The sequence below is a fragment of the Stenotrophomonas sp. genome, from assembly GCF_050737075.1.
In the GTDB taxonomy this organism is placed as follows: domain Bacteria; phylum Pseudomonadota; class Gammaproteobacteria; order Xanthomonadales; family Xanthomonadaceae; genus Stenotrophomonas.
The window spans coordinates 1-14,605 of the sequence record NZ_JBOHXV010000107.1 but is presented as its reverse complement, the minus strand read 5'-3'; the positions used below and the strand labels follow the sequence as shown (position 1 = coordinate 14,605).

The window sequence follows — 14,605 nt, the reverse complement described above, 5'->3', positions numbered from 1 at the left end:
GCTCACACCCCCGCAAACCCACCCCCGCCGACCCTTCGACGCGTTACAGGTGAGTCACCAAAGAGCGGTGTAGGGACACGCCATGCGTGTCCGCCTTCCGTTCCGGCACCACTGATACGTGATTACGCCTCGACCGCTTCTGCCGTCGGGTAATCGGTGAAACCCGCTTCGGCTCCGCCGAAGAAGGTGGCCTTGTCCGGCGCGTTCAACTCCAGGCCCTGCTGCAGGCGGGCCGGCAGGTCGGGGTTGGCGATGAAGGGGCGGCCGAAACCGATCAGGTCTGCCCAGCCCTTGGACAGCGCTTCCTCGGCGCGCTCGACGGTGTACTTGCCGGCGTAGATCAAGGTGCCGCGATAGATGATGCGCAGCGCTTCTTTGAACGCCACCGGCATGACGGGGGCATCGTCCCAGTCGGCTTCGGCGATGTGCAGGTAGCCCACGCCGATGCTGTCGAGGAGGTGCGCGGCCGCAAGATAGGTCGCCTGCGGGGTGTCGTCGACAGCGCCCTGCAGGGTGGTCAGCGGAGCCAGGCGCACGCCGACGCGGTCGGCGCCGACTTCGGCGGCGACGGCCTCAGCCACTTCACGCAGGAAGCGCAGCCGGTTCTGCAGGGAGCCGCCGTAGGCGTCGGTGCGCTGGTTGGCCTGCGAGTCGATGAACTGGTTGATGAGGTAACCGTTGGCGCCGTGCAGTTCGACACCATCGAAACCGGCGTCGATGGCACGGCGGGCGGCGTTGGCGTAGTCACGCACGATCTGCGGGATTTCGGCGATGTCCAGGGCGCGCGGCATGGAGTGCTGGACCATCTCCCCTACCCCGCCCTGCGGGCCGGTGCCGGCCACGTCGACGAACACCTTTACGCCGTCGGCCTGCAGGGCCGAGGAGGAGACCGGTGCTGCGCCATCGGGTTGCAGGTCGACGTGCGAGACCCGGCCGACGTGCCAGAGCTGGGCGAAGATGCGGCCGCCGGCGGCGTGCACGGCATCGGTGACGCTGCGCCAGCCGGCGACCTGGGCGTCGTCGTGGATGCCCGGGGTCCAGGCGTAGCCCTGGCCCTGCGGGCTGATCTGGGTGCCTTCACTGACGATGAGGCCGGCGCTCGCGCGCTGGGCGTAGTAGTCGGCCATGAGCGGGGTGGCGACGTTGCCGGCCGCGGCGCGCGAGCGGGTCATCGGCGGCATGACGATGCGGTTGGGCAGGGTCAGCGCGCCGAGGCGGTAGGGGGTGAAGAGCATGGGGGAATCCTTGCTGGAAGTCTGGGGCAAGGATGGGGATCGGGTGGCCGTTCAAACAGGCCTGTGGGAGCAAAACAGTTGTTCCGTGGGTGCAATGATGGGGGTGCAAGCCCCGGATGGACCGCGTGCAGCCACGCAGGGCGTGGCTCTACCCTTCCTGGCCGGCGAGCATGTTGTAGGCGGCTCGCACGGTTTCGTAGCCGTACTGGCGCTCCAGCCGGCGTACGATGAAGTGGCCGCGCGCCATGTCCTGGTAGTAGTTGGTGAACATGGTGTTGAGGGTGGCGCCGGCGACCGCGCCGATGATCGGCACCGCCTGCGCGGCGAATTTCTCGGTCACGACCACGCCGAAGCGCGCGGCTACCTTCTCCACGATCTTGGCCAGCCACTTGCCGGCCTCTTTCGGGGTCAGGCCGATCATCACCCCGCCGCCGCCGACCGCCGCGCCGGCCAGTTCCGCCGACAGGTGCCGCATCACTTCGGCGGTGAAGCCACGGGTGATGTAGTAGCCCGTCTCGCTGGCATCGTCCTCACCCGAGTTTCCGCCCAGGGCGAATACTTCCAGGCAGGCATGGCGGGTGGCCATCTCGCGCAGGTCGAAGCCCTCGCTGCGTGCCACGTCGGCCACCGAGCGCATCATGATGGTGGTCGATACCGGCAGTTCCAGGAACAGCGCGGTGAAGCCGAAGGCGCCGCCGACCGCACCGGTGGTGGCCGCTGCCAGCTTATGCCAGCGCGTGGACGCGGCCTTCCCGGGCGTGTTGTCCATGCTCCACAGCGCGGCCTGCGCCGACTTGAACAGCGCGCCCTCGACCGCCCCGTGGATCCGCCGCGATACCGACTGCGGCAGCTTCTTCACGGCGAACTCCAGCGGCGAACCGATGAGGTTGGCCATCCGCGCGGTCATCGTGGGCGATTCAAGCAGGCTCACGGCTCGCTGAAGGTCGGCCCAGTCCTGCGAGGTGGGCAGGATCTGCGATTCCAGCGGCGGCGGCACGATACGGACGATATGGCTCATGCCCGGATCATAACCGCCTCGTGTTGAACAGGTCGTTGTGTCGTTGCCGACTCGGGCCGGCCAACGGCCGGCGCTACCGTCAGGCGACGGGCAGGCCCGCCAACTGGCCCATGAACTGCCGGTAGTGGCGCAGCTCGGCAATCGAGTCGTGCACGTCGCTCAGCGCGGTGTGGCTGGCGGTCTTGCCGACCCCGGCCGCGACCGACGGCGCCCAGCGCTTGGCCAGTTCCTTCACGGTGGAGACGTCCAGGTTGCGGTAGTGGAAGTACTTCTCCAGCCGCGGCATTTCACGGTGCAGGAAGCGTCGGTCCTGGCAGATCGAGTTGCCGCACATCGGCGAGGCGCCCGCCTTGATCCACTGCGCCAGGAAGTTCACGGTGGCGGCCTCGGCCTGGCCGAGGGTGACCTGGCTGTCGACCACGCGCTGCCACAGGCCCGAACGGCGATGCTGGTTGCGGTTCCACTCGTCCATGGCCTCCAGGCGCTCCACCGGGTGGTGGATGGCGAACTCCGGGCCTTCGGCCAGCACGTTCAATTGCGCGTCGGTGACGACGGTGGCGATCTCGATGATCGCGTCATTGTCGGTATCCAGACCGGTCATTTCCAGGTCGATCCAGATCAGTCGTTCGCCTTCTGCGCCGTTGTCCGCCATGTCTTGCCCTTGTGCAGGGGCCCGCGTCGCAACGCCGGCCTGGTGTGTAGACGGCCATGATACCGCCTTGGCAGTGCGCGACCGTCGTGAAAACCGCTGTCGTATGGCCCGACTATTCCGGCAGCAGCAGCGGTTTGCCGCGCTTGGCCCGGAAGTAGTTCGTCAGCCGCGTGCTTGCCTGCTTGGCCAGCACACCGCCGTGAACCTCCACGCGATGGTTGTGGCGTGCATCGCCGAGCAGATCGAACACGCTGCCACAGGCGCCGGTCTTGGGGTCGCTGGCGGCATACACCAGCCGCGCGACCCGCGCATGCACCACCGCCATCGCGCACATCGCGCACGGCTCCAGGGTCACGTACAACGTGCTGCCCAGCAGCCGATGGTTGGCCAGTGCCCTGCCCGCCTGGCGCATCGCTACGATCTCGGCGTGCGCGCTGGGATCATGGTCGGCGATGTTGAGGTTCCAGCCCTCGCCCAGCACGCTGCCGTCGGCGGCGACCAGCACCGCGCCCACCGGGATCTCGTTGAACTCGCGCTCGGCGCGTTCGGCCAGCTGCAGCGCGTGCTGCATCCAGTACTCGTCCTGATCGTGGACCGGCACGCCCAGCGACGGCGGCAACGGTGGCGGCAGGCGTTCAACCATGGCCATTGGCCTTGCGCACGAAGGCCTCGAACGCGGCCAGGGTCGCCTCGCTGACGTGATGCTCGATGCCCTCGGCGTCGCGGCGGGCCGAGTCTGCGTCCACGCCCAGCGCCAGCAGGAAGCGCTCCACGGTCTGGTGGCGCGCGCGCATCTCCACCGCCAGCTGTTCGCCGGCCGGGGTCAAAAACACGCCACGGTAAGGCCGCTGCACCGCCCAGCCTTCCTTCACGAGACGCTTGAGCGCCTTGGCCACGGTCGGCTGCGCGACCCCAAGACGGGTCGCGATGTCCACCTGGCGGGCCTCACGGCCGTCGGCGATAAGATCGGCGATCAGCTCGACATAATCTTCCACCAGCTCCGAACGGCGCGCCTCGCGCACCTGCACGAACCCCTCGACATGCACCTGGGCATCGATCAGCGGGGTCGGCGTCTTGCGGCTGGCGGGGGTCATGCGGGCTCCGGCGTACAGCTGCCGATGGCACGCACCGGCAGCAGGGCACCCAGTTTACCGTAGAGACGGGCCATGCCCGTCTGCTGGGCGTATGGGGGCGAACCCCGCTCAGCGCACCCGGCGCTGCAGGCGCGTCTCGAACACCACTTCCGCGTCCAGATTGCGTGCCGACAGGGTTCCCCCATGCGCCCGCGCGAACTCGTGGGCGATGAACAGGCCCAGGCCCAGCCCACGGCTGTCGTGGAAACTGGCCTTGAACGGCTCGAACAGGCGCGGCATCAGCGCGTCCGGAATCTGCCCATCGTTGCGCACCTGCAGCGACAGCGATTCGGTGGACGCGCCATGCACCCACACCTTCACCGGCGCATTGCCACCGTGCAGCACGGCGTTGCCGATCAGGTTGGAGAGCAGCTGCGCGAGCCGGTCCGGATCGCCCTGCAGCCGCGTGTCGCCCTCGACATGCAGCTCGATCCGGGCCTGCGGATGCGCACGGCCGATCTCGGCCACCACCGCACCAGCCACCTCGGCCAGGTCGCACTCGCCGGGCTGGATGCGTAGGCCGCCACTGCGGATGCGCGAGAAGTCGAGCAGCTGCTCCACCATCCGCGCCATGCGCTGCGCACTGTTTTCCAGGTGCACGAGGGTCTGCTGGACCGAGGGCTCGTCCGGCAGGTCCAGCGACAGCTTGTCCGCGCACAGCAGGATCGCCGAGAGCGGCGTGCGCAGGTCGTGGGTCAGCACCGCCATCATCGTCTCGTTGAGCGTCAGTGCGCGCTCCAGGGCGTGGTTGCGCGCCTTGAGCAGCTGCTTCTGCTGGTAGAGCTCGATGAACACATTGACCTTGCTCAGGATCACGTGCGGCTCGATCGGCTTGTGCAGGAAATCCACCGCCCCGCTCTCGTAGCCCTTGAACGCGCGCACGGGATCGTTCGGCGAGGCGGTCAGGAAGATGATCGGCACATCGCGGCTGCGCTGCGAGCCGCGCATCAGTTCGGCGAGCGAGAAGCCGTCGATCTCCGGCATGTGCACGTCCAGCAGCGCCAGCGCCACTTCGTGTTCGAGCAGCAGCTCCAGCGCCTCGGCACCGGAGGCGGCGCACAGGATGTCCAGTCCGTCGCGGCGCAGCAGCGCCTCCATCGCGACCAGGTTCTGCGGCACGTCATCGACGATGAGCAGGTTCACGCGCTCGGCGGCTGGCGTAGTGGTGGGCTCGATCAGGTTCATCGGGTAAGGCCTTTCATGCGCGAGCATAGGGAGGTGAGCGTCAGCACCGCATCGGCGCCGGCATGGGCCAGCGCAGCCGCTGGCATGATGGGAGAAAAGGCATCTTCGGGGCATTGAATCCAGGCTTGGCCGCCTGCGCTGCGCACCGCGGCAACGCCCGCGCTGCCATCGTTGCTGGCACCGGTGAGCAGGATCGCCAGCACGCCACTGCCGAAGGTCTCCGCCGCGCTCTCGAACAGCGGATCGATCGCGGGGCGCGAGTACAGCACCGGCGGGTCCACCGACAGCGCCAGGCTGTGGCGGTCCTCCACCAGCAGGTGGTAGTCCGGCGGCGCGAAGGTGACCGTGCCGGGCAGCAGCGGTTGCTTGTCCTCGGCTTCGCGCACCGGCAACGGGCAGCGCACGTCCAGCAGGTCCACGATCCGGCTGGGGCGGTCCCGCGGCAGGTGCAGCACCACCAGCACCGGCATCGCCAGGTCGGCCGGCATCGCGGCCAGCAGTTCCTGCAGCGCGCTCACGCCGCCGGCCGAGGCACCGACCACGATCAGCTCGAATGCGGGCTCCACGATGGCCTCGTTCATGCCAGTTTCCGGTACAGGCGCTGCTCGCGCGCGCAGGCTTCGAATGCATCGGCATGCTCGCCGAACTGCAGCGATTCCTTGCTGCCCAGGCCCAGGAAGCCACGGTGCACCAGCGCCTCGTGGAACAGGCCGATAGCACGGTCCTGCAGGGCGCGCTGGAAGTAGATCAGCACGTTGCGGCACGACACCAGGTGCACTTCGGAGAACACCGTGTCGGTGGCCAGGCTATGGTCGGCGAACACGATATTGCGCTTGAGCCGGCGGTCGAACACCACGCTGCCGTAGCCGGCGCTGTAGTAATCCGACAATGAGCCGCTGCCGCCCGCTTCCAGGTAGTTGCGGCTGAACTGTGCCATCCGCTCCAGCGCGAACGCGCCGGTCTCGGCCGCTTCCAGTGCTTCCGGATTGATGTCGGTGGCGTAGATGATGGCGCGGTCGAGCAGCCCTTCTTCCTGCAGCAGGATGGCCAGCGACCACACTTCCTCGCCCGTGCTGCAGCCGGCGATCCACAGCTTGATCGACGGATAGGTGCGCAACACCGGAATCACGTGCTCGCGCAGCATGCGGAAGTACGCCGGGTCACGGAACATTTCCGAGACCTGCACGGTGAAGTACTGCATCGCCTGCGCGAACGTTTCCGGCTCATGCAGCAGCCGGTGCTGCAGCGCGCCCATGGTGTCGCAGTCGAAGCGGGACATCGCATGGCGCATGCGCCGCCGCAGCGACGCCAGCGCGTAGTCGCGGAAGTCGTAGTGGTAACGCTGGTACACCGCCTCCAACAGCAGGCGCAGTTCCAGGTCGAAGAGCTCGGCTTCGTTCATCGGCGCGAGCACCACACACGGCACAGCGAGACCAGCTTGTCCACGTCGATGGGTTTGGCGATGTAGTCGTTGGCACCGGCCTGCAGGCAGTGCTCGCGGTCATCGGGCATGGCCTTGGCGGTCAACGCGATGATCGGCAGGTCACGCCAGCGGTTGTCGCGGCGGATCTCGCGCATCGCGGTCAGTCCGTCCATCTCCGGCATCATGATGTCCATCAGCACCAGGTCGATGTCCGGGCGCAGCTTGTCCAGCGCCTCGCGGCCGTTGCGTGCGATCTCCAGCTTCACGCCCAGCGGCTCCAGCACGCTCGACAGCGCGAAGATATTGCGCACGTCGTCCTCGGCCAGCAGCACCGTGCGCCCGTCCAGCACCGCGTCGCGGCGCCGTGCTTCGCGCAGCAGGCGCTGCTGGTCGCTCGGCAGCGAGGCCTCCACGCTGTGCAGGAACAGGGTCACTTCATCCAGCAGGCGTTCCGGCGAGCGCGCGCCCTTGATGATGATGCTCTTGGAATAGCGGCGCAGGCGCTGCTCCTCGTCGCGGGTCAGGGCACGGCCGGTGTAGACGATGACCGGCGGGAAGGCGACCGCGTCGTTGCCGGCCATGTGTTCGAGCAGGTCGTAGCCGGTACCGTCCGGCAGCGCCAGGTCGGTGACCATGCAGTCGAAGGTGGAGCTGCCCAGTTCGGCCATCGCCTCGGCGATGGTGCCCACGGCGGTGATCTCCAGCTGGTCGCGGCCCAGCAGCAGCTGCAGATTGGAGCGCAGCTCGCTGTCGTCCTCGACGATCAGCAGGCGGCGCACGTCGCGCTCGCTGGTGGCCTCCAGCTGCTGGATCGCCTCGACCAGCCGCTCGCGCGTGGCCGGCTTGATCACATATCCGATCGCGCCCAGCTCCATCGCCACCTGCGAACGCTCCAGCCCGGACACCACGTGCACCGGAATATGGCGGGTGGCCGGATCACGCTTCAGCCGCTCCAGCACGCTCAGGCCCGACACATCGGGCAGCCCGATGTCGAGCAGGATGCCGTTCGGGCGCAGCTCGGTGGCCAGCGCCAGCGCCTCCTCGGCGGTCTGGGCCACCACGCAGTCGAAGTCGAGCTCATGCGCCATCGTCACCAGTGCCTCGGCGAAGGACACGTCGTCTTCCACGACCAGGATCATCCGGCCGGCGCGGCTGCGCCGCCCACGGTCGTCGGCCACGCGCGGCGCCTGCGCCGGTGCGGCGGCATCGTGCGCCGAACCGAACACCGCGGCCGGCACCCGTGCCACGACGGTGTTCGTCACCGGCACCGCACGCACATCCGGCGCGGCCACCGGCGGTGCCGACGCCGCCACCAGCGGAAGGTCCAGGGTGAAGCAGCTGCCGCGGCCCGGCTCGCTGGACACCGAAATGCTGCCGCCCATGCGCGCGGCCAGGTCGCGCGAGATCGACAGGCCCAGACCCGTGCCGCCGTAGCGCCGGCGGGTGCTGCCATCGGCCTGGCGGAACGCCTCGAAGATGACCTCGGTCTGCGCCTGTGCGATGCCGATACCGGTATCGGTCACGGCGAAGCGGATCCGCCCTGCCCCCGAGCCGCTGACCACCAGCGCCACGCTGCCGTGTTCGGTGAACTTGACCGCGTTGGCCAGCAGGTTCTTCAGGATCTGCTGCAGGCGCTGGCTGTCGGCCACCAGCTGGGTCGGCGCGTCGGCCTCGGCCTGGATGCGCAGGGCCAGGCCCTTCTGCGCGGCGAGCGGCTCGAAGGTGTCCTTGAGCCGCTGCAGCACGCTGGAGACCGCCAGGTTCTCCTCAGCCAGTTCGACGTGGCCCGCCTCGATCCGCGACAGGTCCAGGATGTCGTTGATCAGCGCCAGCAGGTCGTTGTTGGACGAGTGGATCGCCTGCGCGTACTTCACCTGTTCGGCGGTCAGCGTGGCGTCCTTGTTGTCGGCCAGCAGCTTGGCCAGGATCAGCGAGCTGTTCAGCGGCGTGCGCAGCTCGTGCGACATGTTGGCCAGGAATTCGGACTTGTAGCGCGAGCTGGCCTCCAGCTCCTTGCTGTTCTGCACCAGCTGCCCCTGCGCCAGCAGCAGCGCCTGCTGGCGCGATTCCAGCTCATGGGTGCGCTCTTCGAGCTGAACGTTGGTCTGCTCCAGCTCGGCCTGCTGCTGTTCCAGGTTGGCCTGCGAATGCAGCAGGCTGCGGCTCTGTTCTTCCAGTTCCTCGTTGGCCACGCGCAGCTCTTCCTGCTGGGTCTGCAGCTCCTCGCTCTGGCGCTGGGTCTCCTCCAGCAGTTCCACCAGCTGGGCGCGCAGCAGCGCGGTGCGCATTGCCACGCCCAGCGGCTCGGCGCACTGGGTGAGCAGCTCCAGTTCCAGCGCACGCGCGGGCGAGGCGCCGGAACGGCCCAGCTCCACCAGGCCCACCACCACGCCATCGGCCGTTACCGGCCCGAGCAGGCGCTGGTGCACCGGCGTGCGGCCCAGCGTGGTCTCGATCTGCAGCACGCTGTCGCCTTCCTCCAACCGGCGCGGCTCGCCCAGGCGGACCACCTCGCCCCACTGCCCGGCGGCGGTCGGCAGCGACTCGGGCAGGTTCGAGGGCAGCGCTGCGCCGCCCACCAGCACCAGGCGCTCGCCGTGCAGGCGGTACAGCGCGCCCACGTCGGCGTTCAGGCGCGCACACAGGGTGCGCATGGCCTCATTGGCCAACGTGCGCGGCTCCGGGTCGCCGCGCAGGCTCACCGTTACCGCGTTTTCGCCTTCCTGCAGCCACAGCGCGTCGGCCGCCGTGCGGCGCGCCTGGATCGCCTTGACCACCGTCAGCGCCATCAGCAGGAAGCACACCCCGCCGATGCTGCGGTTGACGAAGGAGAACGCCGAATTGTTGCTGGCCGGGGCCACGTGGTAGCCCACCGCCAGCAGCACGCACGAGCCGACCGCCACCAGCAGCGGCACCTCCAGCCGGCGCTGGAACAGGGTGATGCCCACCGCCATGAAGTAGGTCAGCCAGACCGCGTAGCCCAGCGGCACCACCAGCTCCAGGCCCAGGGTGAAGCCCATGAGCCCCGCCGAGGCAAGCCAGATCCAGCGGTCGCGAGCAGTCGGCGCAGCATTCATGCACACAGTTCCAGCGTAAAAGGGGTTCGATGGTAACCGAAGCGTGAATTGGGGCGTTATACGTCAAATGGCTGCCTGTTCAGACCCGTTCTTGACGCTATCTTCACATCCTGACTCCTACGGTTCAGCCCCTTACAGGGGGAGTAAAACCGCTGCCGTGGTCCAGGCCGTCACCGACATCGCGCCGCTCGCTGATGATCGTCTGCAGTTACAGCTGTTGATCGATCACGTTTCCGATCACGCGATTTACCTCCTCGACGCCCAGGGTTGTATCCGCAGTTGGAATCGCGGCTGTGAGCGGGTCAAGGGCTACACCGCCCTGGAAGTCATCGGCCAGCATGTCGGCCTGTTCTATGCCCCCGAGGAACGTACGCATGGCGTGCCCGAGCGTACGCTGGCCCAGGCCACCGCAGATGGCCGTTATGTCGGCGAGGGCTGGCGGGTGCGACGCAGCGGCGAGCGCTTCCGCGCCAGCGAAGTCATCGAGGCGGTGCGTGAAAATGGCGCCCTGCTCGGCTTCGTCAAGGTCACCCAGGACATCACCGAGCGCTATCACGCCCAGCGCCTGCTGCAGGACGCCCAGCGCGCACGCGAGCAGCTGCAGCAGTTCGAAGGCGTGGGCCGGCTCACCCGCGGCCTGGCACACGAATTCAACAACCTGCTGACCACCATCGGCAACGCCCTCGACCTGATCTCGCTGCGGCCCGGCGCCGACGCCCGGACCCGTGAACTGGCCGAGCTGGCCCAGGCGGCGGCCGACCGCGGCTCGCTGCTGACCCGCCAGCTGCTGGCCTTCTCGGCCGACCAGACCCTGGTGCGCGAACCGCTGCAGGTTGCACGCCTGTTCCAGGAGGAGCTGCCGGTCCTGCAGCGCGCCTGCCCGGCCAACATTCTGCTGCGTCTGGAAGTGCCTTTCGACCTACCGCAGATCACCACCGATGGCGTACAGTTGCATACCGCTGTATTGAACCTGCTGCTCAACAGCTGCGAAGCGATGCCACGGGGCGGCACGATCACGATCACCGCCCACGTTGAGCAGCGCCTCGCACCGGACCTGGCCCATCCCACGCAACGCCGCTACGTCGCCATCGCGGTGACCGACGATGGCGAGGGCATGCCACCGGAAATCGCCGAGCGCGCCAGCGAACCGTTCTTCACCACCAAGGAAGTCGGCAAGGGCAGCGGGCTCGGCCTGAGCCAGGTATTCGGCTTCGTGTCCCAGTGCGACGGTTTCGTCGATGTCCAGACCGCGCCCGGGCGCGGCACCACCGTTCGTTTGTTGTTACCTGCCATTGAGGAAGTCGCGCATGTCTGAGCCCCTTCGCGTGTTGATGGTCGAAGACCAGCAGGACCTGCGCGAGTTGATCGGCCAGGCCTTGCAGGATTTCGGGATCGAGATCCACACCGCCGACGACGGCCCCACCGCGCTGCGCCTGATCCAGGAAGCCGGCGGTTTCGACGTCGTATTCAGTGACATCAGCATGCCCAATGGCATGAGTGGCGTGGAGCTCAGCGAACACGTCGCCGCCGCACTGCCTAATGCACGCATGATCCTGGCCTCCGGCTATGCGCGCTCGCAGTTGCCGCCGCTGCCTGAACACGTGGAATTCCTGCCGAAACCCTATCGGCTGCGCCAGCTTGTTGCGTTGCTGCAGGCGCCCGCACCCGCGCACTGAGCGCAACGGCGTGTGTGAACGCTTCACACCTGAACAACCTGTTTCACATCGACTCCGCATTCCCGGGGCGATAGTGGCCGTGTACTCCGTATGACAGGACGCACGGAATGCTCGACCGAAGTCAGGAGCTGGAACGCATTGCGCTGATTGAAGCGCTCAACGTGATGGATCCGGCGCCGGGACGTTCGCTGGACCCGGTTACCGAACTGGCCGCGTTTACCTTCGGCACGCCGATCGCGCTCATCTCCATTGTCGATGCGGATTCGCAGTGGTTGATTTCGCGCGTGGGATTGTCGCTGCAGCGCACCGATCGCCACCACTCCATCTGTTCGTGTGCCATCCAATCGCCCGGCATCCTGCAGATCGAGGACCTGCGGGAAGACCCGCGTTTCAGCGACAACCCGCTGGTCACCGGCCCTGAGTCCATGCGCTTCTACGCAGGCGCGCCGCTGGTCACCCGCAGCGGCATCGCGCTGGGCACGCTGTGCCTGATGGATCGCACGCCGCGCGTTTTGTCGGAGAACGAGCAGCGCCAGTTGCAGACCCTGGCACGGGTGGTCGTCAACCAGATGGAACTGAAGATGTCGCTGGGCCGGCGCGATCCGGTCAGCGGACTGCCCAATCGCCAGCAGTTCCAGGCCGACCTCAGCCTTCTCAGCCGCAAGGACGGCGCCAGCCACTACACCGGCGCACTGGTGGATGTGTTCGACCTGCAGAGTGCCAACGACGCCGGCCAGGCGCTGGGCATGAAGCCGGTGGAATCACTGTTGCGCCAGGCCTCGCTGCGCGTGCAGGACATTCTCAAGGACGTGCAGGTCTACCACGTCGCCCCTACCCGCTTCGCCTTCATCCTGCAGGACCAGTCGCGTGCGGAGGTCGAGGCGTTGATGGTGCGCATGCGCGAACGCATGCGGCGGCCGCTGATGGTCGGCAGCATTCCCATGTCGCCACAGTTCCATGCGGGCCTGTGCGACTTCCAGGCCACCCCCGAGGAGACCGCGGACCTGGTCCGAAAATGCCTGGTGGCCATGCATCATGCATTGCAGACCGACGCCTGCCGGTGCTGGTATTCCGCCGACCGCGACGCGCATCTGCGTCGCCGTTACCGGCTCGCCTCCGATGCCGCGCGCGGCCTGGCCCAGGATCAGTTCAGCCTGGTCTTCCAGCCCCGTTACGACCTGACCGACGGCCAGCCGGTGTCGGCCGAGGCACTCCTGCGCTGGACCCACCCCATGCTCGGCCCGATCAACCCCGGCGAGTTCATCCCGGTGTTGGAGTGCACCGCGTTGATGCATACGCTCAGCCAGTGGGTGATCGAGCATGCCTTCGAGCAGGCGGCGCGCTGGCAACGGCTGCTGCCGGGGTTCGCGATGTCGTTGAATCTGTCCCCACGCGACTTCGACAACGAACAGCTGTGGACCGGCATGGCCAACCGCCTGCACTTCCATGGGCTGGCGCCGTCCCAGATCGAAGTGGAAATCACCGAGGGCCAGTGGCTGCACAGCCACCCCGCTGCGTTGCCGCAGCTGCGCGCGATGGCCGCCGCCGGCGTGCGCATCGCCATCGACGACTTCGGCAGCGGCTACAGCAACTTCGGCTACCTCAGCGAAGTGCCGATCAGCCACATCAAGGTCGACCAGAGCCTGGTCACCGGCCTGGCCCGTTCGCGCACCGCGCGGCTGAAGGTGGAGGCCATCATCCGGCTCGCGCAGCAGCTCGGTTACCGCACGGTGGCCGAAGGCGTGGAGCACGACAGCGAACTGTCGCTGCTGCGCCTGTGGGGCTGTGATGAGGCACAGGGCTACTACCTCGCCCGCCCGATGAGTGCCGATGCCGTCACCCAACTGGTACTGGCCTGCCGCGCCGGACCGCTGGCCGACGCCGCACGCGAGTAGGTTTCCGCACGTTCCGTGACCGCTCGCGCGCAGGCCGCGCGAACAGCGCTGATAGGATGTCGGCTGCACCACCCATTGTGTTCTGCCGGCTGGAGTGCCCTCTTGAACCGACTGACCTTCTTCTGCCTCACCGCCCTATTGATGACCGCCTGCAACCGTTCGGAGCCTGCCATGAGCCGTGACCTGTCCAACGCCGAAGCCGATGTCGCCGCCGGCGGCCGTGGCCTGGCCACGCTCAACCCGGCACCGGTCAAGGCCTACCAGGTCACCTTGCGCATCCACGGCGCCCCGGGCACGTTCAAGCACGTGCGCGGCACCGCGCAGTACGACGTGGTCAACGAAGACCAGTGCGGCCACATCGAGCCTGCCACCGGCACCGCATCGCGCATCACCAGCCAGGAACCGCTGGAGCTGACCCGCATTTCCGATGAGGAGTACCAGGGCACGCTGTACCTGGACCGGATGCAGGACCAGGACTACTACGGCCGTGGCATCTGCCGGTGGGAGTTCACCGGGGCGGGCGCGCTGCTCAAGGCGACCGGGGCGCAGGAGGAGACGCGGTTCCTGACGTTTGTAGATGCTTCGGAGCTGGTGGCTGGGAAGACGTATACGCGGTATTACCCGCAGGATGACTTCCCGCGTGTTGGACCGATCGAGGGCCATCCCGACTTGTCCGTCCCTGACGATTTCGCGTCTCGCGGCGAGGTTGACCCGCACAAGTTCACCTCGCAGCTGCAGGACAGGCTGTTCTCCATTTCAGTCAGCGCTGTTGAAGTGCAGCCGTGACGATTACCAGCCAGGATTACGCCGCGCTGGCGGACGACGCGTACAAGGACCGCGCAGTTGGGCGGAGGGAGCCTGGCCAGGAGGAAAAGGTTTACCTCAACGGGCATCAATACAAGATTATCGAACACGTCAATGATCGGCGAAGCGGCTATCAGGGCACTGCTTATCAACGGGTGGACAGCAACGAGATAATCGTTTCCCATCGAGGCACGCAGGAAATCTTCAAGGATGGCGTCGTTACAGACGCCGCAATGGTACTTTCACGAGCCAATCCGCAAGCAAATGAGGCACTCGCCTTCACCAAGCGAACGATTGCAGAAGCAGAGATCAACGATATTCGCCGTGGCATTTCGACCAATGTCACCGTCACCGGCCACTCCCTCGGCGGCTCGCTCACCCAGATCACCGCCCACCACTTTGGTTTGAAGGGCGAGACGTTCAACGCCTATGGCGCTGTCAGCCTCACCAGCTACCGCATGCCGGAGGGCGGCCACAGCGTGATCAATCACGTGATGGCTGCGGATC

At 67.2% G+C, this 14,605-nt stretch carries 14 protein-coding genes; 5 read left to right on the top strand and 9 right to left on the bottom strand.

The features are described from left to right. Positions 1-122: 122 nt before the first annotated feature. From ACREPD_RS19100 to ACREPD_RS19060, 9 genes are all read right to left on the bottom strand, one after another. Positions 123-1,235 (bottom strand): alkene reductase, encoded by a 1,113-nt coding sequence (locus ACREPD_RS19100; RefSeq protein WP_431600771.1) that lies wholly within the window; start codon positions 1,233-1,235, stop codon positions 123-125. A 148-nt stretch (positions 1,236-1,383) separates the two neighbouring features. Continuing rightward, positions 1,384-2,253 (bottom strand): EcsC family protein, encoded by an 870-nt coding sequence (locus ACREPD_RS19095; RefSeq protein WP_431600770.1) that lies wholly within the window; start codon positions 2,251-2,253, stop codon positions 1,384-1,386. A gap of 79 nt (positions 2,254-2,332) precedes the next feature. Next, complete coding sequence (orn, locus tag ACREPD_RS19090) at positions 2,333-2,905, bottom strand: oligoribonuclease (protein ID WP_421567358.1); 573 nt, start codon at positions 2,903-2,905, stop codon at positions 2,333-2,335. A gap of 112 nt (positions 2,906-3,017) precedes the next feature. Beyond that, entirely contained in the window at positions 3,018-3,548 is a 531-nt protein-coding gene (tadA, locus tag ACREPD_RS19085; RefSeq protein ID WP_431600769.1) for a tRNA adenosine(34) deaminase TadA, read from the bottom strand. Next, positions 3,541-3,999 (bottom strand): manganese-binding transcriptional regulator MntR, encoded by a 459-nt coding sequence (gene mntR / locus ACREPD_RS19080; RefSeq protein ID WP_421567360.1) that lies wholly within the window; start codon positions 3,997-3,999, stop codon positions 3,541-3,543. The genes tadA and mntR overlap by 8 nt, the downstream gene beginning before the upstream one ends. A 108-nt stretch (positions 4,000-4,107) precedes the next feature. After that, positions 4,108-5,223, bottom strand: coding sequence for a hybrid sensor histidine kinase/response regulator (locus ACREPD_RS19075; RefSeq protein WP_431600768.1), 1,116 nt, complete (start codon positions 5,221-5,223; stop codon positions 4,108-4,110). Next, positions 5,220-5,804 carry a chemotaxis protein CheB gene (locus tag ACREPD_RS19070; protein WP_431600767.1) on the bottom strand — a complete coding sequence of 195 codons (585 nt, stop codon included), beginning with the start codon at positions 5,802-5,804 and terminating at the stop codon, positions 5,220-5,222. Before ACREPD_RS19070 ends, ACREPD_RS19075 begins: the two co-directional genes overlap by 4 nt. Continuing rightward, a complete protein-coding gene (locus ACREPD_RS19065; protein ID WP_431600766.1) occupies positions 5,801-6,649 on the bottom strand; it encodes a CheR family methyltransferase in 849 nt (282 codons plus the stop codon). The genes ACREPD_RS19070 and ACREPD_RS19065 overlap by 4 nt, the downstream gene beginning before the upstream one ends. Then, the gene (locus tag ACREPD_RS19060; RefSeq protein ID WP_431600765.1) at positions 6,622-9,723 is read right to left on the bottom strand and encodes a response regulator; all 3,102 of its coding nucleotides are present in this window, start codon (positions 9,721-9,723) and stop codon (positions 6,622-6,624) included. The genes ACREPD_RS19065 and ACREPD_RS19060 overlap by 28 nt, the downstream gene beginning before the upstream one ends. Positions 9,724-9,880: 157 nt before the next feature. Here ACREPD_RS19060 and ACREPD_RS19055 point away from each other — a divergent pair, with 157 nt between their 5' ends. From ACREPD_RS19055 to ACREPD_RS19035, 5 genes are all read left to right on the top strand, one after another. Beyond that, the gene (locus ACREPD_RS19055; RefSeq protein ID WP_431600764.1) at positions 9,881-11,038 is read left to right on the top strand and encodes a two-component system sensor histidine kinase NtrB; all 1,158 of its coding nucleotides are present in this window, start codon (positions 9,881-9,883) and stop codon (positions 11,036-11,038) included. Continuing rightward, entirely contained in the window at positions 11,031-11,399 is a 369-nt protein-coding gene (locus ACREPD_RS19050; RefSeq protein ID WP_421567366.1) for a response regulator, read from the top strand. The genes ACREPD_RS19055 and ACREPD_RS19050 overlap by 8 nt, the downstream gene beginning before the upstream one ends. A 107-nt stretch (positions 11,400-11,506) precedes the next feature. Continuing rightward, positions 11,507-13,294 carry a putative bifunctional diguanylate cyclase/phosphodiesterase gene (locus ACREPD_RS19045; protein ID WP_431600763.1) on the top strand — a complete coding sequence of 596 codons (1,788 nt, stop codon included), beginning with the start codon at positions 11,507-11,509 and terminating at the stop codon, positions 13,292-13,294. Positions 13,295-13,465: 171 nt separating this feature from the next. Further along, entirely contained in the window at positions 13,466-14,080 is a 615-nt protein-coding gene (locus ACREPD_RS19040) for a hypothetical protein (RefSeq protein WP_431600762.1), read from the top strand. Further along, positions 14,077-14,605 (top strand): DUF6792 domain-containing protein (locus ACREPD_RS19035; RefSeq protein ID WP_431600761.1); only part of this gene is annotated, 529 nt, incomplete at its 3' end. The genes ACREPD_RS19040 and ACREPD_RS19035, both read left to right, overlap by 4 nt.

Excerpts from the sequence above, each read along its gene's own strand:
- ACREPD_RS19100 (WP_431600771.1), bottom strand. The coding sequence starts at position 1,235 with ATGCTCTTCACCCCCTACCGCCTCGGCGCGCTGACCCTGCCCAACCGC.
- ACREPD_RS19095 (WP_431600770.1), bottom strand. The coding sequence starts at position 2,253 with ATGAGCCATATCGTCCGTATCGTGCCGCCGCCGCTGGAATCGCAGATC.
- orn (WP_421567358.1), bottom strand. The coding sequence starts at position 2,905 with ATGGCGGACAACGGCGCAGAAGGCGAACGACTGATCTGGATCGACCTG.
- tadA (WP_431600769.1), bottom strand. The coding sequence starts at position 3,548 with ATGGTTGAACGCCTGCCGCCACCGTTGCCGCCGTCGCTGGGCGTGCCG.
- mntR (WP_421567360.1), bottom strand. The coding sequence starts at position 3,999 with ATGACCCCCGCCAGCCGCAAGACGCCGACCCCGCTGATCGATGCCCAG.
- ACREPD_RS19075 (WP_431600768.1), bottom strand. The coding sequence starts at position 5,223 with ATGAACCTGATCGAGCCCACCACTACGCCAGCCGCCGAGCGCGTGAAC.
- ACREPD_RS19070 (WP_431600767.1), bottom strand. The coding sequence starts at position 5,804 with ATGAACGAGGCCATCGTGGAGCCCGCATTCGAGCTGATCGTGGTCGGT.
- ACREPD_RS19060 (WP_431600765.1), bottom strand. The coding sequence starts at position 9,723 with ATGAATGCTGCGCCGACTGCTCGCGACCGCTGGATCTGGCTTGCCTCG.
- ACREPD_RS19050 (WP_421567366.1), top strand. The coding sequence starts at position 11,031 with ATGTCTGAGCCCCTTCGCGTGTTGATGGTCGAAGACCAGCAGGACCTG.
- ACREPD_RS19045 (WP_431600763.1), top strand. The coding sequence starts at position 11,507 with ATGCTCGACCGAAGTCAGGAGCTGGAACGCATTGCGCTGATTGAAGCG.
- ACREPD_RS19040 (WP_431600762.1), top strand. The coding sequence starts at position 13,466 with ATGAGCCGTGACCTGTCCAACGCCGAAGCCGATGTCGCCGCCGGCGGC.